Genomic DNA, 17,068 nt, shown 5'->3' with positions numbered 1-17,068 from the left:
CTTTTAGCTTTCTTCCCTAGCCTTCATCCTTAGCTTCTCTAGGGGTTCGAGCTCGGATGTTAGGAAGTTGTAAGCTTTCTCTGATAGAGCCTCCTTTTCAATGCTCACTATCAATATCCCCCTGTTAAGGGTTGCGAAGTCCTTTAATGTAGTTACGAACTTAAACACGGCATCTTCTCCGTTTTCTAAGACTAAGTAGTCCACACAATCTATTAAAATAACCTTATCCACATCAACGCTCTTCAAAAAGTCCGCCAATCTCTGAGTTAGGTACTCTAACCTTGTGGGGCTTACTGCATCTTCATGCTGTACCTTCGATATCCAGATAACTGGGGTTAGCTTTAGTCCAAGTTTTTCCCTGAATATATTTGGGGGATCTCGGGTTATTGCTATCCCTGGGAGTCTCATTTCTAAGAGCTTCTTAAATGCTGCATAACATTCCTCCTTCCTGCACCAGTAGCCTCCCCATGCCTCTATCGTTGGCTCTGTAACCACCTTGAGAACCATATACCTTCCACTTCCAAAGGGAAGGTAGAACATCATGACTGAGAAAAGAAGGAGGAACGCTGCTATTGTTAGCATAACTGACCTTATGGCCTGCCAGTAGTCTTTCTCAGCATACAAGACTGTGGTGTTTATCAAGGCTCCAATTATTTGAGCTATGGTTATCAAGAGGAAGCTTATGAATCCTGAAAAGGATGCTAGTGCAAAAGGCCTGTACCGGAGGGTAGCCCTAGCCCTTCGTCTCAGCATGAGGATTATTACTGCCGCTGTTAAAGTTGTTGCCATAACTAGTAGGTCTCTAACAAAATAGCCCAGGTGAACAATTTCCATAGGGTAACCCAGAAATTTTAATTTGTTTTAGACTTTATATCCTTTGTCCCGTGACGAATCTCGCTCGGCTGATTGGTGATGAAGGGCATACTGGCTGAGGTGGTCTTATGTGGAGGGAAAAGCTTGGTCTAGTCCACATATACACTGGAAATGGGAAGGGCAAGACGACTGCCGCTATAGGACTAGCAGTTAGAATGCTTGGTTCCGGCGGTAGGGTAATTGTGATACAGTTCATGAAGGCTCCCAAAGTGTACGGGGAATATCACATGGCCGAGAGATGTGGCTTTGTTATAGAGTCTTACGGCCTTCCAAAGTTCGTCCATGGAAAGCCCGAGCAGGATGATATAGAGGCCGCAAAGAGGGCCCTTGATAGGGCTAAAGAGGTAGTTAAGAGCGGGGAGTGGGATCTCGTGATCTTGGACGAGATATGCGTTGCCCTTGGCTTTGGAATGATAAGCATTGACGAGGTTAAGGAGCTCATAAGGAGCAAGGCCCCAAACACTGAGCTTGTTCTCACGGGCAGGTACTGTCCAGAGGAACTATATGAGCCGGCTGACTACGTTACTGAGATGAGGGAGATAAAGCATCCTTACCAAAAGGGAATTCTCGCTAGAAGAGGTGTCGAGTACTAATCCTCACCCTTCTTTTCCATCTTAATTACATAATCGGCGGCATTTTGAAGTGCCACAGAAAAGCCGGGCTCAATCCCAATTATGACAGTCTCTTTCCCTCTTCTCTTGGCCTCACTTATGAGCGGGAGGAAGTCTGCATCTCTAGTTGCCAGAGCTAGCACATCTATGTCAGCATTATATATTAGTTCCATAGCCTCTATCGCTACCCTAACATCAGTGTCCCCTGCAACTATTATGGGCTCGAATCCCTGATTAACTATTGCTTCTATTAATCCCTGGGGTGCGTACTGGTTAAGAACGACTTTGGCCACTCTTATTTTTCCTATCTTCTCTAATGCTATTTTTATATCTTCAAGCTTTATCCCAAACTCCTTCCTTAGGATGTTGGGCCCATCGATTATTAATCCTATTGTCTTCTCCCCTTCCTCCTCTTCCCTCCTCAGTATCTTCGCTATAACCTTCCTCAACTCCCTCACCCCGTGATGTAAGGATTATTACGTAGTCCGCCGCGTGCTTTAGTGCTGAGCTTAATCCGGGCTCAACTCCTATAATTGCTGTCTCTTTCCCTTTTTCCTTGGCCTTGAGGATTATTGGGACGAACTCGGTATTCCTCGTTGCTAGGGCTATCATGTCTATGTTTGGGTTGTAGACCTCTCTCATAGCTTCCACTGCCAGCTTTACCCCTATTTCCCCAGCCACTATTACGGGCTCAAATCCCTGATTTGATATAGCCTCAATCAGACTCTGAGGTGCGTACTGGTTTAGTATCACTTTGGCCACTCTTATATTTCCAAGCTTGCTTAAGGCTTCAACTATATCCTCAAGGTGAATTCCAAGATCTTTCCTCAGGATATTCGGACCATCAACAAGAAGTGCTATCCTCTTCCCCCTAGCTATTATCCTACTTTTTATTAAAGCTATACTTTTAACTCCCTCAACGATCCTCTCCCATCTTGCCATCGTTGCCACCTAACTATCGGTGTAATCTTAATTACAACTAAGTGGGTTATCTAAGTAATAATTGACTAACAGGTATTTTTACTTTTCTATTTCTATTATACAAGCCCACTAAGCAGAACTTTCCTTAGGTCTTCTGAAGTTTTAACGCTGAAGAAGCTCCACCACACCTTTTCATTTTTGCTTATAAGCCCCTCAATGTCAAGGAATTCTGCATCCATGTATTCTGGTAGCTTTCTTATGTCTTTCTCGCCTTCAGCCTTCATGCCCTCCAGGGCATTTCTTAATGCCCTCACATTATAAACCGCGTGGAATATCTCTAGGTTCCCATTTCTCCATCTTGGTATTAGGGCATCAAGGAATTCATCCAAGTATATTGAGGTCATGTAATTAACTAGGAACGGCATCACTAGGGGTTTATTTCCTTTAATGAGGAAAACATCTCCCCCAGGTGGCAAACCTTCAAGCAATGCCTCGATGATATTTTTCCCTTTCACGGGCTTAACGTTACTAACGTGTAATGAGTATTTCTTTTCTTGCCCTTTTTTGACTAGTGTAACTACATCTTTTATTCTTTTTGCTTGCCTCAACCTATTCTCTATCATCTTGACCATAGGCTCGTCATTTATTGGGATAAGATAATTGTCAGTCCTTCTCAACTTGACGGCAAATATCACGCCAAGCATTTTAATCCCTCCGTTGAATTTACAGTGATGATAAGGAAAGTCAAGAGGGAAATAAGGGTCATTGGGTTTGACGATGGAACTTTTAAATTTAAGGATAGGGGAGAGAAGGTTATATTGGTCGGCGTAATCATGAAGGGTTCTTCTGATATCCTCGGAGTTGTTACAAGGTGGATAACTGTAGATGGACTCGATGTTACCGATGCAATGATAGATGCAATCTTGTCCTCAAGATTTAAGGACTTAAGGGTTATACTTCTTAAAGGAATCACATACGCCGGTTTTAACATTGTTGATGTTTCCAAGTTATTTGAAGCTACCGAACTGCCCATAATTATTATTATAAGGAAAAAACCAGACTTTAAGGCTATCGCAGAAGCTTTAAGAAAGCATTTCCCTGATTATCCGGTTAGGTTATCTCTACTGAGGAAAGGAGGACAGATAAGAGAGTTAATCCCAGGAAAGTTGTATTACCAGGCTATAGGACTTAATGATGAGACAGCTAGAGAAATAATTTCAGTAACGAGAAGGAATTCCATGATTCCTGAGGCTTTGAGAATAGCCCACATGATAGCTTCGGCCGTCATGACTGGCGAGAGTAAGAAGGAGTAATTTGAACCAGGATAGCTCCGCTGATTATTAATCCAGCTCCAATTATCTGTAGTGCTGTGAGGCGCTCTCCAAATATTATAAACGCCAAGATCATTGCAACTACAGGCTCTATCGTTGCAATTACGGAGGCCTTGCTTATTTCTACCGTTTTAAGGGCTGTGTTGTAGAGTATATATCCCAAGAATGTTGGGAAGAATGCTAATGCGATTAAATATGGGATTGCCCTTATTGGAACCCTAAAGTCTGTAAGTGGAAGCAGGAATATCATTCCAATAAGGAGAACATTAAATAGGACTTTTTCAGGTGGCTCTTCTCTTACAGCAATCTTTGAGAAGACCCCATAGAGAGAGTACGTAAGCCCACTTGCAAGTCCCGTTACAATGGCAAGGGTCGAAAACTTCATTGAACTTGAATTTAACATGAGTACTCCAATTATTACGAGGGCAACTGCAAGTAGCTTTGTTGGCGTAATTTCCTCGTTGAATATTAACTTCCCAAATATTACGGAATATGCAGGTGCCGTGTATAGCATTAAGACTGCAAAAGAAACCGAGGATATTTTGACCGTGTAAAAGTAGAGGGCATAAAACAAGAATATACTGAAAAACCCATAAGCGATATAAAATTTCAGCCTACTCTTAGGGATTAGGGGCTTAATCCCTCTTGCCCTTAGATAGATGAAGAGGAATATCACCGCGAATAGAACTCTATAAAACACTATCGTGTACGTTGAAAGGTTGTACTCATATAGGAACTTTGCGAATATTCCCAAAGTTCCCCACATTGTGGCTGCAAGGAAAACAAGGATATATCCTCTCATCGCTCAGCCATTCTTCCTTGGCCTTATTAACTTTGCGAGAAACTCCTTTAAAGAGCCCGAGGATATCCTTATTGGTGCCGAACATGAAGGTGTTACTTCTAGGCTTTGAGTACCTCCCCATAAAGGTTGGTGGACTTGCTGAGGCTCTAACCTATATATCAAGGGCACTTGCGAGCTTGGGGCATGAAGTGATAGTCTTTACCCCTTCCCACGGGAAGTTTCAGGGGAAAATCATTGGGAGCGTGAGGGCATTTGGAGAGAGAGTTGACATCAAGGCTCACTTGGAGGAGAATGAGAACCTCAGAATTTATAGAATCGGTGGAGGGCTTCTTGACTCAACAGATGTATATGGCCCAGGGTGGGATGGCTTACTTAGAAAGTCCGTGCTTTTTGGAAAGGCAAGTGTTCTCTTGCTAAATGAGCTGTTAAAAGAGGAAGGGTTACCCGAGGTAGTTCACTTCCATGATTGGCATACTGTCTTTGCTGGAGCCTTGATAAAGAAATACTTCAAGATTCCGGCCATTTTCACTATTCATAGGCTTAATAAAGCTAAGATACCGGCTCATTACTTCCACGAGGCCAACTTATCAGAATTAGCTCCCTATCCTGATTTAGACCCTGAGCATACTGGAGGCTACATTGCAGATATGGTAACAACCGTCAGTAGGGGATATCTCCTTGATGAATGGGGTTTTTTCAGAAATTTTGATGGCAAAGTGACTTATGTTTTCAATGGAATAGATTGTAGCTTTTGGAGTGAGAAATTCCTAGAGGGGTCAAGGGATGAAAGACGTAAGAGAATATTGTCAAAATTTGGAATGGAGGATGGAATAACGTTCATGTTTATAGGGAGGTTCGATAGGGGACAGAAGGGAGTGGATGTATTGTTAAGGGCGATAGAAATTCTTTCCTCAAGGGAGGAATTCAAAGATATGAGATTTATAATAGTGGGAAAAGGTGATCCTGAGCTTGAAGATTGGGCAAAAAAGTTGGCCAATTCTCATGGAAACATAGGAGTTCTAACTCAAATGCTCTCAAGGGAATTCGTGAGGGAGCTCTATGGTTCCGTTGATTTCGTAGTAATTCCTTCGTATTTCGAGCCTTTTGGTCTTGTTCAGTTAGAGGCAATGTGTCTCGGCGCTATTCCTATAGCCTCCTCTGTTGGGGGATTAAGGGACACGATAATAAGCCTTGACAAGGAACCCCACACTGCCACTGGCCTGTTGGTTCCACCAGGCGATCCTTGGGCATTAGCCAATGCAATTGTGAAGATGTTTAATATAGCTAAGAACAATCCAGGTCTACTTAGAGAGCTTAGGGAGAACTGCAAGAGAAGAGCAAGAAGCTTTTCCTGGGAAAAAGCTGCAGAGAGATATATTAGGGTGTATAAAGGGGACGTAGACAGATTTTTTGACTTTGCCCTGTGATCAGCACCGGAGTTACTCCCTCACCGCTCGGGTAGCGGCCAAGTTCATCATCTTATCCTATTTTTCCTTTTTCCTTCCCTTAAATATTTCTCTAAATAAGTTGATGCCACCTCACTCTCTTCTTCAATTGTCCAAAGCTTTTCTTCTTCAATAATATTCTTAAGGAGCCTTATAACTTCCTTGGGTGCTTCCAGCTTTAACACAACAGAAGCATCAAACTTTTCAAGAGCTCCATGTGGTTCTATGTAAATTGAATCCTTCATAATATGTGCCTTAGTTAATGCTGTCCTGACGAAGGCTTCGTGTTCAACTCCTTTGTCCCTCCAAAAGGCATAAAATGTTAAATGCCCATCCCTGAGAAAGACCTGAATCGTTGGGGGTATTATTCCCTCAATTAGGGGATACTCCTTATCTCCAACTATGAGGTATGCTACCCCTTTAAAGGTTGCAATCCTTATACCTTCACAGAGATCCCTTACATAAGTTCCTATAACAAACTTTACGGTCTCCATAGCTAACCATCAATTCTTATACCCTTGAAAATGCTTAAGTAATTCCCAATTAACGCTTTCAGGGGGTGATTGAATGAGAATCGTAGCTGCTGATACTGGAGGAGCGGTCCTTGATGATACTTTCCAGCCCTTAGGATTAATAGCGACGGTGGCAGTTCTCGTTGAAAAGCCGTATAAAACCGCAAGTGAAGTTATGGTTCGCTTTGCGAACCCCTATGATTACGATCTTAGTGGGAGACAGGCAATTAAGGATGAGATGGAATTGGCAATAGAGCTTGCTAAAAAAGTTAAGCCTGATGTTATCCACTTAGATTCTACATTGGGTGGGATAGAGGTTAGAAAGCTTGATGAGCCAACGATAGATGCCCTTGGAATATCCGATAGGGGTAAAGAAGTCTGGAAAGATCTTTCGAAGGAACTTCAGCCCTTAGCTAGAAGATTCTGGGAGGAAACTGGAATAGAGATAGTGGCAATCGGAAAGAGTAGCGTTCCTATAAGGATAGCAGAGATATACTCTGGAATATACTCAGCTATTTGGGCCATTAAAGAAGCCCAGGAGAAGGGTCATGTGCTTGTAGGTCTCCCACGGTATATGGAGGTTAGTATAGAGGGGAATAAAGTAATAGGAAGAAGCCTTGATCCCAGGGAATACGGTCTTTTTGGAGTAGTTAAGTTCGAACCTCCAGAAGGCTTAAAGTGGGAGGTATATCCAAATCCCTTGGTTAGAAGGTTTCTTATATTCGAAGTTACCTCCAAACATTGACATATCGCCAATTTTTGCTTAAAATTTTTATAAACAATTTGCCAAAAATTCTAAATTTGAACCATTGTAGTAGGTATGGTGATTAAATGAAGCTCCTCATGATCGGAATGGGGGGAACTATTGCGAGCGTGAAGGGAAGTGAGGGTTATGAGAGCGTTCTTTCCGCAGAAGAGATTCTAAAGATTTCACGCATAAAGGTTGATCATGAGATTGAATTTGTGGATTTGATGAACATAGATAGCACTTTAATTCAGCCGTCAGATTGGGTTAAATTAGCCGAGGAGGTATATAAGAGGGCAAGCGAATTCGACGGAATTCTGATAACCCATGGGACAGACACCCTCGCATACACGGCTTCAATGTTGTCTTTCATGGTTAGAGGCGTTGATATACCTGTAGTCATAACTGGCTCAATGATTCCACTCACAGAAAAAAACAGTGATGCTCCTTTAAACCTTCTAACGGCAATAAAATTCCTTGAAAAAGGCATAGGGGGTATCTTTGTATCCTTCAATGGGAAGATAATGCTTGGGGTTAGAACGTCAAAAGTTAGAACTATGAGCAAGGACGCTTTTGAGAGTATAAATTACCCCGTGATAGCAAAGCTTGAGAACAATGAAATAAAAATCCTTTATAGACCAAATATCGCAAGTTCCAGCTTAACATTAGATACAAGACATGAACCAAAGATCCTTGTTCTCAAGTTGATCCCTGGGCTATCGGGGGATATAATATCTAAGGCCATAGAAGCAGGATACAAGGGAATAATAATAGAAGGGTATGGAGCTGGGGGTATTCCCTATAGAAACAGTGACCTTCTGGAGACTATATCGAAAGTCTCAGCAAGCGTGCCAGTTGTGATGACGACCCAGGCAGTTTACGACGGTGTTGATCTAATGAGGTACAAGGTAGGGAGGATGGCCCTTAGGGCTGGGGTAATTCCCGCTGGGGACATGACAAAGGAAGCCACCGTTACAAAGCTAATGTGGGTCTTGGGCCATACAAGAAAAGTTGAAGAAGTTAGAGAGTTAATGAAGAAGAATATAGCTGGAGAGCTCACTCGAGCTTCTTGATCTCTTCCTCTCCAATCATTAAGGGTCTCGCTGCCTCGTAAACGTCTGCAAGTTCCCACTTTACTTCTCCCTTGTTCATTAGCTCTGCATACTTCTTTGCAAGCTCAACTGCTTTTTCATAACTATCAGCTTCAACGATTCTTCTGACGTACCACTTTCTGTTTCCAAATCTTAGCTTGAATTCTGCCATATACATAAGCACCACCATCAAAAGGTTATTTTGTGGGAATAAAACTTTTTCCTCCTCAGTCTGGAACGGCTTCCTCATCAACTCGGCAGCTACCCTGTTACCATCATCGGACATCGTTTTATACCTAACCCTGCTTAAATACTTTCACCCGATGATGATGGATCAACCGGCTGATTCGTGATGAGGTCCGCATCACCTGAGGGACCTTAAATGGTTTAGTAATATCCTTATATCGGTCTTAAATGGCTCTTCGCTCTGCTTTTCAATGTCCTCAAGCTTAGTTATTAACTCTTCTATCGTGGGGGATTCTTTTGATAGTGATTCTACAAGCTCTTTTAGCCTCTCATAGTATTCAATGTAAGGCCTTACCTCCAAGAGGACATTGGTTACGTCTACCATCTCCTACCACCCAGCAACCAATACCACCAATACCTCTGCATATCCTCAATCTTACCTAGGATTATCAATCTCCTCAGGATTAGGAAGTTTAGCAATAGTAGTAGCCAGAGTAATATGGAATAAAGGGAAACTATTGTGGAGAGGAACGCAAAGTAATCCCATAGGAAATGCAGGAACATTGCTATAATAAAGTAAGGGGCAACTGTGTAAACCTTTCCCTCCGCCTTTAGTCCATACCCCACTCCCACTATGGCACTCCATGTTGCATGGGCAAAAGGTGTTAATAAAGCCCTTGAAATCGTGGTTCCCAGACCGTATCCCAGACCATATAGGAGGTTTTCCGTGGCCGCAAAGCCCAACCCGGCAGCAACTCCATAGATTACTCCATCCATTATGCCAAACAAGTTGCCTGTATTATACGCATACTTTATTGCCACTGCCTTGGCTGGTTCCTCAACTACCCCGGCAACTAGAGCCATATAAAAGAACGTGGCTGGAAGGAGAGCAGGGATAGTTTGAAACCATCTTGGCACCAAGATGTTCTCAAGGATTACGGCGATGGCTATTGACAGACTACCACCCAGTATGAAAGTATTTATTACAACTTTTTTCGGTTCCGGCTCGAGCTTGTCTTGGTGGTAGAAATACCAGAGTAGAGCCAGAGCAGGCGCATATGCGAAAAATATGAGGTAAGTGAGGAAGGACACTGTATCACCACCGGTCGGCGAAGCGAAGAATCATCACCAGTCAGGTGTCCTCGGCTTCATCATCCCGCTTTCTCGAGGTACTTCTCAAGGTTTTTGGCTGGGGGGTCTATCGTTAGGTTCAGCTTTGACAACATAACGTTCACTGCGTACCTGATCTCAATGTTATTTTCCGGTTTAAATTCCCTAAACTTTCCAACAAGCCTTGCTATGTCTTCTGCTTTCCTAACCTTCCTAAACTCTGAGAAGTGTTCCTCTATTCTATCCATGTCAATCCTCGCAAATCTCGGTATTTTATTAATGGTTGTCTCATTTATGCTCGCAAGTAATCTTGCTACGTCAAGCATTGGAGTTTTCTCGTCGATTATAAGCCTCTTAACAACGATCCACTCTCCATATTTAACTGTAAAGTTTACGTGATCCTCCTTATACCTTGGCTCGATCTTTAGTTCTTCTATCCTACCCCCAGGGAACTCCACTGGTAATTCTCCCTTTAGAGCTTCCCTCGTGAGGACTGCCTTTGCAACTTCAATTAATAATTTCTTTAGCTTTTTATTTTCCTCTCTTACATAGTTTCCTATCTTCCTTGATATTCCCGGAGATTTTAGAACTTTAAGCTTCTCTTCAAGGCTCCCCTGAGGAATAAGGGTCAGTATACCTTTAACGTCCACAACTTCTTCTATGTATTCTGGAAACTTCATCAGAACGGTATTTGAAACCCTGGCAAGAAACCTTGCCATGTTATCCTCTATGGGTTCATGAACGCTTTCACCTACAATAAATCCCCCATGCTTCATCGTGAACTCCACAACCTCCACTTTCTTACCCTCCCTTAGTTCTTAAGTTCCTTCCTGAAAAAGCTTTTTGGATTGGGATAAATTCAGATGAAACAAATTTTTATACCTTTAGTTCCACACTATAAGTTGGTGGAGATAATGAAGGTCAGGGAACTTATTGAAAAACTAAGTGAAAGGCAAAAAAAGACCGTCATGAGATGCCTCGAAAAGTGTAATATCATGGACCTTGACGAAGAAATAGAAGTTTATCCAAGGAGCGATGTTAACAGATTTCTGAAGATACTCTCCAACCCAATAAGGTATGGAATATTAAAGATGCTTATGAACAGATGGATGTGTGTATGCTTAATTGCTGAAGCTCTGGAAGTCGATCAGACCTTAGTTAGTCACCACTTAAGAATCTTGAAGGAGCTTAATATATTGGAGGAGAAGAGAGAAGGCAAGCTCAGATTCTATAGGACAAACAAGGAAAAACTTAAGGAATATCTAGATGCCCTACTGGAGGATTTGAACTATGAGCCTCCAGAAAGATGTTGATGAACTAATAAAGAAAATGGGGGGCTACTGGACACCAGCTCAAATGCTAACTGCCCTAGTTGAGGAAGTTGGAGAGCTTGCCGATGTAATTTTATCTTTTGAGGGCGTCAAAGGGGAAAAAGACCCATCAAAACTAAGGGAGGAAATAGGAGATGTTCTCTTTGCATTAGTCTGTATAGCCAACTATTTCGAAATTGACATAGAGGACGCCCTAAGAAATACAATCAGAAAATATTCAACGAGAGATTTGTGACGCTGCAATAATCTTGGAATATTGGAAATCATCCGAAACGTTTTTATAGAGCCAATTCTTCATCAGAAAGGGTGGGCATATGAAGAAACTCGATAAGGTTGATTTGCAATTAATTAAGGTATTATCCCAAAATTCTCGCCTTACCTATAGGGAATTAGCGGAAATGTTGGACACAACAAGGCAGAGAATTGCCAGGAGAATGGAGAAGTTAAAAAAATTAGGAGTTATCAAAAAATTTACAATCCTACCCGATCTTGAGAAATTAGGTTACATATATGCAGTGGTACTGATAAAACTAAAACCGATGGCAGATGTTGATAGGGTCATCAGCGATATCTCCGATATTGAATACGTCAAAATTGTGGAGAAGGGAGTGGGAAGGTACAACCTTATAGTGCATATCCTCGTTCCGAAGGATCTTAGTGGCGCTGAAAACAGGGTTAATGAGTTCTTATCGAATGTTAAAGATATAGAAAATGTTGAAATAGTATTCGTGAGCAAAGTTCCAAAATTTGAAATAATTTAAGCCGCAACCTCGGGTTCTCCAAGCACCTTTATCTTTCTTATTTCCGCCTTCTTCAGCGGGTATATCTTCTTTGCCTCCTTGGCTATCTCAGCAGCTATCTTTCCGTTTACGGCTTCGAGAACGAAGTCCTTGAAGTTGAGTTCTTCAGCTTTCTTGTAGATTATCTCTTGCATGATCTTCCTTATGGCCCTCTCCTGGCTCGTCTGGATTCTCCTCATTGCTATAGCCATGGCCATAACCCTAAGCTTGTAGCCATCCTTAGTCGTTATATTGAATATTCCGTCGATCCTTGTAGTTCTCCTCCTAACGAGTGACCTTATGTAGCTCCTCGCAAGCTTCATGCCTTTGAACTTGGTGTAGGCGTTCTGTCCCTTGACGTCATAAACCTGGAAGTAAAGCTTGACGTGGCCCTTGGTGAAGTCCCCAGTTACATCTTTTAGCGTTACCTCGACAACTCTGTTGAGCACCTTTTCAGGATCGTCAGCCGGAGTCAATCCAACTTCAACGCTCCCGAAGAAGTCTGGAGCGTAAATAATGTACCACTGCTTTAGCTTCCACTTATCCCTAGTTGCGCTAACTCTCCTCTTAGCTGCCATCATAACACCTCCTCAGCAACTTTAATCGCGAATATCAAATCATCGAGAGCGACTATGAGGGTTTCAATCTCTCCTTCATATTTAACTTTTGTTATTACCTTCGCTCCTTCGGGGAAGGTAACAAGATTTAAACTTTTCTTAAGCTCTTCAGGGATAGAAATGTTATCAACATTTACTGCATTAGCTACAGCCTTTGCGACCCTCTCATCATCGTACTCCCACACTAATTCAACATTAGCTTTGATATTCATGCTCTTTCACCTGCTCCCCGAGCAATCTATCGATAAGCTTCCTGAACTCTGCGAGCCTTGCCCTAGGAATTCTAATCCCTGCAGCAATCGCATGTCCTCCTCCCTCCCCCCCAACTATTTCTGCAGCCTTTCTAAGGGCCTCTCCAAGGTGGTACCCTTTGGCCAAAGCTTTTTCAGTAGTCCTCGCTGACCCCTTTAGGATATTGGGATCCTCTGGAGTGTCGGCAAACACTATAACCGGCTTTTCGGGCTTGGCAAGCCCCGCATTTATCGCCATGCTGGCGGCGATCCCGACAAGGGTGTCCCTGATGTTGTTACCGACGTAGAGAACGTAGACATTCTCCCCCTCCCATACTTCACCACTCCAGTTCTGTATCAGCCACTTCCTCGCCTCTATCTGCTCCCTCTTGTAGTCCTCGACCATCTTCATTGCCCTCTTAAATGCCTCCTCATTCCCCAAGCATACCGCAACGCCTAAGTTACCTAAGTTGAGCCTCCCAGTTGCGTTAAGAAGAGTTGCGAATTCTCTGGCTTCGTGCCTTGGATCTCCTTCCGGATATAATGGGCTTATAACGACATCGCCAATTAGCCTGTCTATCTCCTCCTTTCCCGCTCCATGCTTTATCATATGGATAACTAAGAGGTCATGAAGTCTCTTCTTCTCCTCTTCAGTCAATTCCCAGTACTTCTTGTCAGGGTTGAATCCCTTGTTTCTCAGCCATTCAATAGCCTTTCTCTCATCTCCAGTTATCTCAGGTATCTCAGGGTTCGTTGCGTACGCTAACATTTGGTATAGGGGCCTAGTCTCCCTACCGAAGAGCCTTAGCTCCTTTCTAACCTCAAGAATTCCCAGAGATTTGCCGTCCTCTATGATGTCAAGGTTCATTCCATGGAACACTCCATCGTTCTCCTGCATGTCACCTACAGCACCAACTATCGCTATGTAGGCAAGATCCTTGTTCTTCTCGTTAAGTTCCTTGGCGAAGAAGTACGTAACTCCGGAACCGCTGAGATCCCTAACGCTGTTGGCCCCAAAGGGAACTGGATTTACGAGAATGTGCCTTTCATGAGTTTCCGTTGTTTCTGGAGGGTGATGGTCTAAAATAACGACCGTTCTATCGCCTAAATGCTCCTTAATGAGGCTTATTGACCCACTGCCCAAATCAGAGAATATAACAATCCTATAGTCCTCCTCCTTAAGTTGCTTAACGAGCTCCTCACTAACCTGCTTGACTATTGAAACGTGAACTTTGGCCCCCTCCCTAGAAAGGGCTTTCACAAGAATTGCTCCCGCGGTAATGCCATCTGCGTCCCTATGGGAGATAATCCTTATAGTGTGACCTAACTCGATGTGAACTTTAACGGTCTCAACGGCCTCCCTAACCTTATCCAAGAATCCCCCCTTGTCCATGAAAAACACCAAAGGAAATAATGGAGATCAGCGAACGAGAAGCTTTGCTTGCTCTGGGTCGTATCTCCAGTCCTTTGGAAGCTTGCCCTTCCTCTTGTAGTACTTAACTAACCTTCTAATCTTGCTTTCGATCAACTGCAAACCGCGCATTGAGTGCAGATCCTTGGGGTGCTGCTCAAGGTGCTTCCTCAGGTTGACGGCCCTTCTAATTAGGAACATCAAATCCTCCGGAATCTCCGGGGCAAGGCCATGCTTCTCAAGGATCCTTGTTATCGTTAGGTTCCTGTTGGGGTTATCAGGATCCTTGAAGAGCTTGACCGTGGGAATCCCATACTGATCCCTAAGGATCGTCCCTATCATTGCGGTGCTGTAACCTTCCTTCCTTAGCTTAACTACTAGGTTTTCAATCTCCTCAACGGTTATGTGCTCAAGCCATATTGGGGGAGCAGTCCTTGGGGGCCTCTTTGAACCGCTTTTGCCTCTCTTCCTAGCATGCATCCTCGCCATTTACACCACCTCCCATGGTGACGGCCAGCCCAAGCCAGCCGCCCCTTCGCGTCATGCTAAATGGATTAATTTAAAAGGTTTATGCACATAGCTAAAGCTTTTAAAAATTCCTTTCAGTCCCTAATTGGGTGGTGAGATGAAGATACTATGGGCCCCATGGAGGATTGAATATATAAGATCGCCCAAATACGAGGGCTGTATCTTCTGTGACTTCCCGAAGGAGAACAGGGATAAGGAAAGGCTCATTCTATACCGCGGAAAGAATGCTTTCATAATAATGAACAACTATCCCTACAACCCTGGACACGTTATGGTTGCACCGTACAGGCACGTGAGTAGCATAGAGGATCTAACGGAGGAGGAGATGCTCGAAATCATGAAGCTAGCGGCATTGGTAATGAAGGCCATAAGGAAGGTCATGAAGCCCGATGGCTTTAACCTGGGCTTTAATATAGGCAAGGTTGCCGGGGCTGGAATAGATGGGCACGTACACCTTCACATAGTGCCAAGGTGGAACGGGGACACAAACTTTATGCCAGTAATCGCGGACACTAAGGTAATCCCCGAGTCGCTTAAACAAGCCTACGATGAAATCAAACAAGCAATAGAGGAGATTGAAAATGCTGAGCGAGAGGGAACTTGAACGTTACGACAGACAGATAATGCTTTTCGGCGTTGAGGGGCAAGAAAAGTTAAAGAGGGCTAAAGTCGCGGTAGTTGGGGTTGGCGGTTTGGGAAGTCCCGTAGCTTATTACCTTACAGCGGCCGGCGTTGGGACTATCCTGCTGATAGATGAGCAAACGCCAGAGTTAAGCAACTTGAACAGGCAGATACTCCACTGGGAGGAAGATCTTGGCAGGAATCCAAAGCCTCTCTCTGCTAAATGGAAGCTTGAAAGGTTTAACTCTGATGTTAGGATAGAAACGTTCGTTGGTAAGCTTACCCAGGAAAACGTACACGAAGTACTGAAGAACGTCAATATTATAGTTGACTGCCTTGACAACTTCGAGACTAGGTACCTCTTGGATGACTACGCTCACGAGAGGGGAATTCCCTTGGTTCACGGTGCGGTTGAGGGATTATATGGACAAGTAACGACGATAATCCCAGGAAAAACAAGAAGGTTAAGGGAAATATTCCCCAAAGTCAGAAAGAAGGGCAAGTTCCCAATTTTGGGAGCTACTGCCGGCATAATTGCGAGTATTCAAGTCGCTGAAGTTGTTAAGCTCATTACGGGCTATGGAAAACCCTTGGCCAATAAACTTCTAATAATTGACCTTGCGAACAATGCTTATGAAATTATAGAACTGTAGGCTCGGCCACTCTGGGGTCAATCATCGCCTTAGCTCAGCATTGGATTCAGTCGTCATCGCCTATTTCTCCTAGCTTGTTTACATTTTAAGCACTTATCCTGTTAGAATTTATGTAGCATGTTAGGAGTTTTACATTCGAACTTAGGTTCAGAACATATTTTTGTCAAAATTTTGATTTGAGAAGGGCTGATTTTAGCATATACATGTAAGTTGGTTGAGCTCTCCTTACCAGGATACATAAAAAATACTTAAAAGTATTTTGCACAAAATCTTGTAAAATTCTCAACTAACCAAACCTTTATAAAACTAGGCCGAGAAACTCTTGCTTGGCGGCGGGCTAGGCCGGGGGGTTCGGCGTCCCCTGTAACCGGAAACCGCCGATATGCCGGGGCCGAAGCCCGGGGGGCGGTTCCCGAAGCCGCTCCCGGAAGCCGGGACCGAACGATGAGTCCTCGTCCCGCGGGGTGCCCGGTGGGGGAGGCACGGCTGAAGGGCCGTGCTAACCCCCTTTGGGCCCTGAACCCCGCAAGGCCCGGAAGGGAGCAGCGGTAGGGGCCACGGAGCACGCTCGCGGGGGTGCGGGGATGAGGTAGGGCCCGGTGAAAGGGAGCGGTGGAGGGTTCCCACCTCCGGGCGCGCCCGCCGCCGCTAGAATCTTCTTTTAACCAGCTTTTCAATGAGGTATTTTCCTCCTTCTTTAATGATAATTTCCTTGTCCTTAAGCCCTTTTATAGCTGCTTGGACGGTAGATGACCTCTTGAATCCGTACCTATTCAAAAAGCCCCCCTAGAGTAAAAGTCTTTTTTCTCCCCTAGCTATTGCGATTAAAACCTTTCTTTGATTTAGGGTTAGTGAGTCCCAAATTTCTTCAAATAGCTCAGATGCTTTGTTTAAAGCTTCATTAAGTGTTATTTCTAAATCCTCCCTGCTAATCCTCTTTTTCCTTGGATTACTGCATTGAGCTACAATTTCTGGCAGAGCATTTGGGTATAGTGTGGATGGCCCTTTGTGATGTTCAGTGTGTCGCCGATAACTTCTGCCTCAACGGCTAGTCTACTCTCTTCGAACTTCTTTAGGATAAATTTAGCGAATTCATCCCCGGAATCCTCTTTTTTAATTTTTCAACTTCCTCTTCTCGGTCTGCGAAGTGTTCTTTATCCACTATTCTGCCGTATATGAACGGAGGCCTCATTACACCTTTACCTGTAACAGTTTTTAGTCTTGTATTGTATTTTTGGAAAGCCATTTCAAACATTGTCAAAATATTTAAA

Annotated in this window: 26 protein-coding genes and 1 other RNA gene; 11 read left to right on the top strand and 16 right to left on the bottom strand. The window is 43.7% G+C overall.

Annotated elements, in window-relative coordinates; translation table 11 throughout:
• Positions 1–3: 3 nt before the first annotated feature.
• Positions 4–834, bottom strand: coding sequence for a DUF835 domain-containing protein (locus P8X24_RS03790; RefSeq protein ID WP_372914119.1), 831 nt, complete (start codon positions 832–834; stop codon positions 4–6).
• A 107-nt stretch (positions 835–941) separates the two neighbouring features.
• On the opposite strand from P8X24_RS03790, the gene cobO reads away from it, so the two are divergent.
• Positions 942–1,466 carry a cob(I)yrinic acid a,c-diamide adenosyltransferase gene (gene cobO / locus P8X24_RS03785; RefSeq protein WP_372914118.1) on the top strand — a complete coding sequence of 175 codons (525 nt, stop codon included), beginning with the start codon at positions 942–944 and terminating at the stop codon, positions 1,464–1,466.
• On the opposite strand, the gene P8X24_RS03780 is transcribed toward cobO, so the two are convergent.
• The 3 genes from P8X24_RS03780 to mobA form a co-directional block, all read right to left on the bottom strand.
• Positions 1,463–1,933, bottom strand: a complete 471-nt coding sequence (locus P8X24_RS03780) for a TIGR00288 family NYN domain-containing protein (RefSeq protein WP_372914117.1) — start codon at positions 1,931–1,933, stop codon at positions 1,463–1,465. The two genes, cobO and P8X24_RS03780, sit on opposite strands and share 4 nt — an antisense overlap.
• Complete coding sequence (locus P8X24_RS03775; protein WP_372914116.1) at positions 1,818–2,426, bottom strand: TIGR00288 family NYN domain-containing protein; 609 nt, start codon at positions 2,424–2,426, stop codon at positions 1,818–1,820. The genes P8X24_RS03780 and P8X24_RS03775 overlap by 116 nt, the downstream gene beginning before the upstream one ends.
• 95 nt (positions 2,427–2,521) lie before the next feature.
• The gene (mobA, locus tag P8X24_RS03770) at positions 2,522–3,109 is read right to left on the bottom strand and encodes a molybdenum cofactor guanylyltransferase (protein ID WP_372914115.1); all 588 of its coding nucleotides are present in this window, start codon (positions 3,107–3,109) and stop codon (positions 2,522–2,524) included.
• A 27-nt stretch (positions 3,110–3,136) separates the two neighbouring features.
• On the opposite strand from mobA, the gene P8X24_RS03765 reads away from it, so the two are divergent.
• Positions 3,137–3,718: an endonuclease dU gene (locus P8X24_RS03765; protein ID WP_372914114.1), complete on the top strand. Its 582-nt coding sequence runs from the start codon at positions 3,137–3,139 to the stop codon at positions 3,716–3,718.
• On the opposite strand, the gene P8X24_RS03760 is transcribed toward P8X24_RS03765, so the two are convergent.
• Positions 3,690–4,538: a carboxylate/amino acid/amine transporter gene (locus P8X24_RS03760; protein WP_372914113.1), complete on the bottom strand. Its 849-nt coding sequence runs from the start codon at positions 4,536–4,538 to the stop codon at positions 3,690–3,692. The two genes, P8X24_RS03765 and P8X24_RS03760, sit on opposite strands and share 29 nt — an antisense overlap.
• Before the next feature lie 83 nt (positions 4,539–4,621).
• On the opposite strand from P8X24_RS03760, the gene P8X24_RS03755 reads away from it, so the two are divergent.
• Positions 4,622–5,965 (top strand): glycogen/starch synthase, encoded by a 1,344-nt coding sequence (locus P8X24_RS03755; RefSeq protein WP_372914112.1) that lies wholly within the window; start codon positions 4,622–4,624, stop codon positions 5,963–5,965.
• A gap of 47 nt (positions 5,966–6,012) precedes the next feature.
• Here P8X24_RS03755 and P8X24_RS03750 read toward each other — a convergent pair whose 3' ends face one another.
• Positions 6,013–6,477, bottom strand: a complete 465-nt coding sequence (locus P8X24_RS03750) for a hypothetical protein (protein WP_372914111.1) — start codon at positions 6,475–6,477, stop codon at positions 6,013–6,015.
• Between the two features lie 73 nt (positions 6,478–6,550).
• Here P8X24_RS03750 and P8X24_RS03745 point away from each other — a divergent pair, with 73 nt between their 5' ends.
• Complete coding sequence (locus tag P8X24_RS03745; protein WP_372914110.1) at positions 6,551–7,240, top strand: DUF4152 family protein; 690 nt, start codon at positions 6,551–6,553, stop codon at positions 7,238–7,240.
• An 86-nt stretch (positions 7,241–7,326) separates the two neighbouring features.
• Entirely contained in the window at positions 7,327–8,313 is a 987-nt protein-coding gene (locus P8X24_RS03740) for an asparaginase (RefSeq protein ID WP_372914109.1), read from the top strand.
• On the opposite strand, the gene P8X24_RS03735 is transcribed toward P8X24_RS03740, so the two are convergent.
• From P8X24_RS03735 to P8X24_RS03720, 4 genes are all read right to left on the bottom strand, one after another.
• Positions 8,297–8,509: a hypothetical protein gene (locus tag P8X24_RS03735; protein WP_372914194.1), complete on the bottom strand. Its 213-nt coding sequence runs from the start codon at positions 8,507–8,509 to the stop codon at positions 8,297–8,299. The genes P8X24_RS03740 and P8X24_RS03735 overlap by 17 nt on opposite strands.
• A 186-nt stretch (positions 8,510–8,695) precedes the next feature.
• Positions 8,696–8,902 carry a hypothetical protein gene (locus tag P8X24_RS03730; protein ID WP_372914108.1) on the bottom strand — a complete coding sequence of 69 codons (207 nt, stop codon included), beginning with the start codon at positions 8,900–8,902 and terminating at the stop codon, positions 8,696–8,698.
• A complete protein-coding gene (locus P8X24_RS03725) occupies positions 8,896–9,609 on the bottom strand; it encodes a PrsW family intramembrane metalloprotease (RefSeq protein WP_372914107.1) in 714 nt (237 codons plus the stop codon). The genes P8X24_RS03730 and P8X24_RS03725 overlap by 7 nt, the downstream gene beginning before the upstream one ends.
• 59 nt (positions 9,610–9,668) lie before the next feature.
• The gene (locus tag P8X24_RS03720) at positions 9,669–10,424 is read right to left on the bottom strand and encodes a DUF2666 family protein (RefSeq protein ID WP_372914106.1); all 756 of its coding nucleotides are present in this window, start codon (positions 10,422–10,424) and stop codon (positions 9,669–9,671) included.
• Positions 10,425–10,541: 117 nt separating this feature from the next.
• On the opposite strand from P8X24_RS03720, the gene P8X24_RS03715 reads away from it, so the two are divergent.
• From P8X24_RS03715 to P8X24_RS03705, 3 genes are all read left to right on the top strand, one after another.
• Entirely contained in the window at positions 10,542–10,940 is a 399-nt protein-coding gene (locus tag P8X24_RS03715) for an ArsR/SmtB family transcription factor (protein WP_372914193.1), read from the top strand.
• Positions 10,918–11,193: a nucleotide pyrophosphohydrolase gene (locus P8X24_RS03710; RefSeq protein WP_372914105.1), complete on the top strand. Its 276-nt coding sequence runs from the start codon at positions 10,918–10,920 to the stop codon at positions 11,191–11,193. Before P8X24_RS03715 ends, P8X24_RS03710 begins: the two co-directional genes overlap by 23 nt.
• Positions 11,194–11,272: 79 nt before the next feature.
• Entirely contained in the window at positions 11,273–11,719 is a 447-nt protein-coding gene (locus P8X24_RS03705; RefSeq protein ID WP_372914104.1) for an Lrp/AsnC family transcriptional regulator, read from the top strand.
• Here the strand turns inward: P8X24_RS03705 and P8X24_RS03700 are convergent.
• The 4 genes from P8X24_RS03700 to P8X24_RS03685 are packed head-to-tail and all read right to left on the bottom strand — an operon-like array spanning position 11,716 to position 14,484.
• The gene (locus tag P8X24_RS03700; protein WP_372838784.1) at positions 11,716–12,315 is read right to left on the bottom strand and encodes a 30S ribosomal protein S3ae; all 600 of its coding nucleotides are present in this window, start codon (positions 12,313–12,315) and stop codon (positions 11,716–11,718) included. The two genes, P8X24_RS03705 and P8X24_RS03700, sit on opposite strands and share 4 nt — an antisense overlap.
• The gene (locus tag P8X24_RS03695; protein WP_372914103.1) at positions 12,315–12,566 is read right to left on the bottom strand and encodes a KEOPS complex subunit Pcc1; all 252 of its coding nucleotides are present in this window, start codon (positions 12,564–12,566) and stop codon (positions 12,315–12,317) included. The genes P8X24_RS03700 and P8X24_RS03695 overlap by 1 nt, the downstream gene beginning before the upstream one ends.
• Positions 12,550–13,977, bottom strand: coding sequence for a DHHA1 domain-containing protein (locus P8X24_RS03690; RefSeq protein ID WP_372914102.1), 1,428 nt, complete (start codon positions 13,975–13,977; stop codon positions 12,550–12,552). The genes P8X24_RS03695 and P8X24_RS03690 overlap by 17 nt, the downstream gene beginning before the upstream one ends.
• Positions 13,978–14,004: 27 nt before the next feature.
• Positions 14,005–14,484: a 30S ribosomal protein S15 gene (locus P8X24_RS03685; protein WP_068322628.1), complete on the bottom strand. Its 480-nt coding sequence runs from the start codon at positions 14,482–14,484 to the stop codon at positions 14,005–14,007.
• 136 nt (positions 14,485–14,620) lie between these two features.
• On the opposite strand from P8X24_RS03685, the gene P8X24_RS03680 reads away from it, so the two are divergent.
• The 3 genes from P8X24_RS03680 to ffs all read left to right on the top strand — a co-directional run bounded on the left by P8X24_RS03680 (position 14,621) and on the right by ffs (position 16,442).
• Positions 14,621–15,127, top strand: a complete 507-nt coding sequence (locus P8X24_RS03680; RefSeq protein WP_372914101.1) for an HIT family protein — start codon at positions 14,621–14,623, stop codon at positions 15,125–15,127.
• Entirely contained in the window at positions 15,105–15,797 is a 693-nt protein-coding gene (locus P8X24_RS03675) for a ThiF family adenylyltransferase (RefSeq protein WP_372914100.1), read from the top strand. Before P8X24_RS03680 ends, P8X24_RS03675 begins: the two co-directional genes overlap by 23 nt.
• Positions 15,798–16,127: 330 nt before the next feature.
• An RNA gene (gene ffs, locus P8X24_RS03670) (signal recognition particle sRNA) lies at positions 16,128–16,442 on the top strand.
• 3 nt (positions 16,443–16,445) lie between these two features.
• On the opposite strand, the gene P8X24_RS03665 is transcribed toward ffs, so the two are convergent.
• Together P8X24_RS03665 and P8X24_RS03660 are read right to left on the bottom strand one after the other, a co-directional pair.
• On the bottom strand, positions 16,446–16,574 hold the full coding sequence (locus tag P8X24_RS03665; RefSeq protein WP_372914099.1) for a hypothetical protein: 129 nt from the start codon (positions 16,572–16,574) through the stop codon (positions 16,446–16,448).
• 295 nt (positions 16,575–16,869) lie between these two features.
• Positions 16,870–17,052: a hypothetical protein gene (locus P8X24_RS03660; protein WP_372914098.1), complete on the bottom strand. Its 183-nt coding sequence runs from the start codon at positions 17,050–17,052 to the stop codon at positions 16,870–16,872.
• Positions 17,053–17,068: the final 16 nt, after the last annotated feature.

The sequence above is a fragment of the Pyrococcus kukulkanii genome, from assembly GCF_041647995.1.
In the GTDB taxonomy this organism is placed as follows: Archaea; Methanobacteriota_B; Thermococci; order Thermococcales; family Thermococcaceae; genus Pyrococcus.
Note: the sequence above shows the minus strand (reverse complement) of the source record. Positions and strands in the feature narration are given on the sequence as shown.

Coding starts and splice junctions, on each gene's coding strand:
- P8X24_RS03790 (WP_372914119.1), bottom strand. CDS start 834: ATGGAAATTGTTCACCTGGGCTATTTTGTTAGAGACCTACTAGTTATG.
- cobO (WP_372914118.1), top strand. CDS start 942: ATGTGGAGGGAAAAGCTTGGTCTAGTCCACATATACACTGGAAATGGG.
- P8X24_RS03775 (WP_372914116.1), bottom strand. CDS start 2,426: ATGGCAAGATGGGAGAGGATCGTTGAGGGAGTTAAAAGTATAGCTTTA.
- mobA (WP_372914115.1), bottom strand. CDS start 3,109: ATGCTTGGCGTGATATTTGCCGTCAAGTTGAGAAGGACTGACAATTAT.
- P8X24_RS03765 (WP_372914114.1), top strand. CDS start 3,137: ATGATAAGGAAAGTCAAGAGGGAAATAAGGGTCATTGGGTTTGACGAT.
- P8X24_RS03760 (WP_372914113.1), bottom strand. CDS start 4,538: ATGAGAGGATATATCCTTGTTTTCCTTGCAGCCACAATGTGGGGAACT.
- P8X24_RS03755 (WP_372914112.1), top strand. CDS start 4,622: ATGAAGGTGTTACTTCTAGGCTTTGAGTACCTCCCCATAAAGGTTGGT.
- P8X24_RS03750 (WP_372914111.1), bottom strand. CDS start 6,477: ATGGAGACCGTAAAGTTTGTTATAGGAACTTATGTAAGGGATCTCTGT.
- P8X24_RS03745 (WP_372914110.1), top strand. CDS start 6,551: ATGAGAATCGTAGCTGCTGATACTGGAGGAGCGGTCCTTGATGATACT.
- P8X24_RS03740 (WP_372914109.1), top strand. CDS start 7,327: ATGAAGCTCCTCATGATCGGAATGGGGGGAACTATTGCGAGCGTGAAG.
- P8X24_RS03735 (WP_372914194.1), bottom strand. CDS start 8,509: ATGTATATGGCAGAATTCAAGCTAAGATTTGGAAACAGAAAGTGGTAC.
- P8X24_RS03730 (WP_372914108.1), bottom strand. CDS start 8,902: ATGGTAGACGTAACCAATGTCCTCTTGGAGGTAAGGCCTTACATTGAA.
- P8X24_RS03715 (WP_372914193.1), top strand. CDS start 10,542: ATGAAGGTCAGGGAACTTATTGAAAAACTAAGTGAAAGGCAAAAAAAG.
- P8X24_RS03710 (WP_372914105.1), top strand. CDS start 10,918: ATGAGCCTCCAGAAAGATGTTGATGAACTAATAAAGAAAATGGGGGGC.
- P8X24_RS03705 (WP_372914104.1), top strand. CDS start 11,273: ATGAAGAAACTCGATAAGGTTGATTTGCAATTAATTAAGGTATTATCC.
- P8X24_RS03700 (WP_372838784.1), bottom strand. CDS start 12,315: ATGGCAGCTAAGAGGAGAGTTAGCGCAACTAGGGATAAGTGGAAGCTA.
- P8X24_RS03695 (WP_372914103.1), bottom strand. CDS start 12,566: ATGAATATCAAAGCTAATGTTGAATTAGTGTGGGAGTACGATGATGAG.
- P8X24_RS03690 (WP_372914102.1), bottom strand. CDS start 13,977: ATGGACAAGGGGGGATTCTTGGATAAGGTTAGGGAGGCCGTTGAGACC.
- P8X24_RS03685 (WP_068322628.1), bottom strand. CDS start 14,484: ATGGCGAGGATGCATGCTAGGAAGAGAGGCAAAAGCGGTTCAAAGAGG.
- P8X24_RS03680 (WP_372914101.1), top strand. CDS start 14,621: ATGAAGATACTATGGGCCCCATGGAGGATTGAATATATAAGATCGCCC.
- P8X24_RS03675 (WP_372914100.1), top strand. CDS start 15,105: ATGCTGAGCGAGAGGGAACTTGAACGTTACGACAGACAGATAATGCTT.
- P8X24_RS03660 (WP_372914098.1), bottom strand. CDS start 17,052: ATGTTTGAAATGGCTTTCCAAAAATACAATACAAGACTAAAAACTGTT.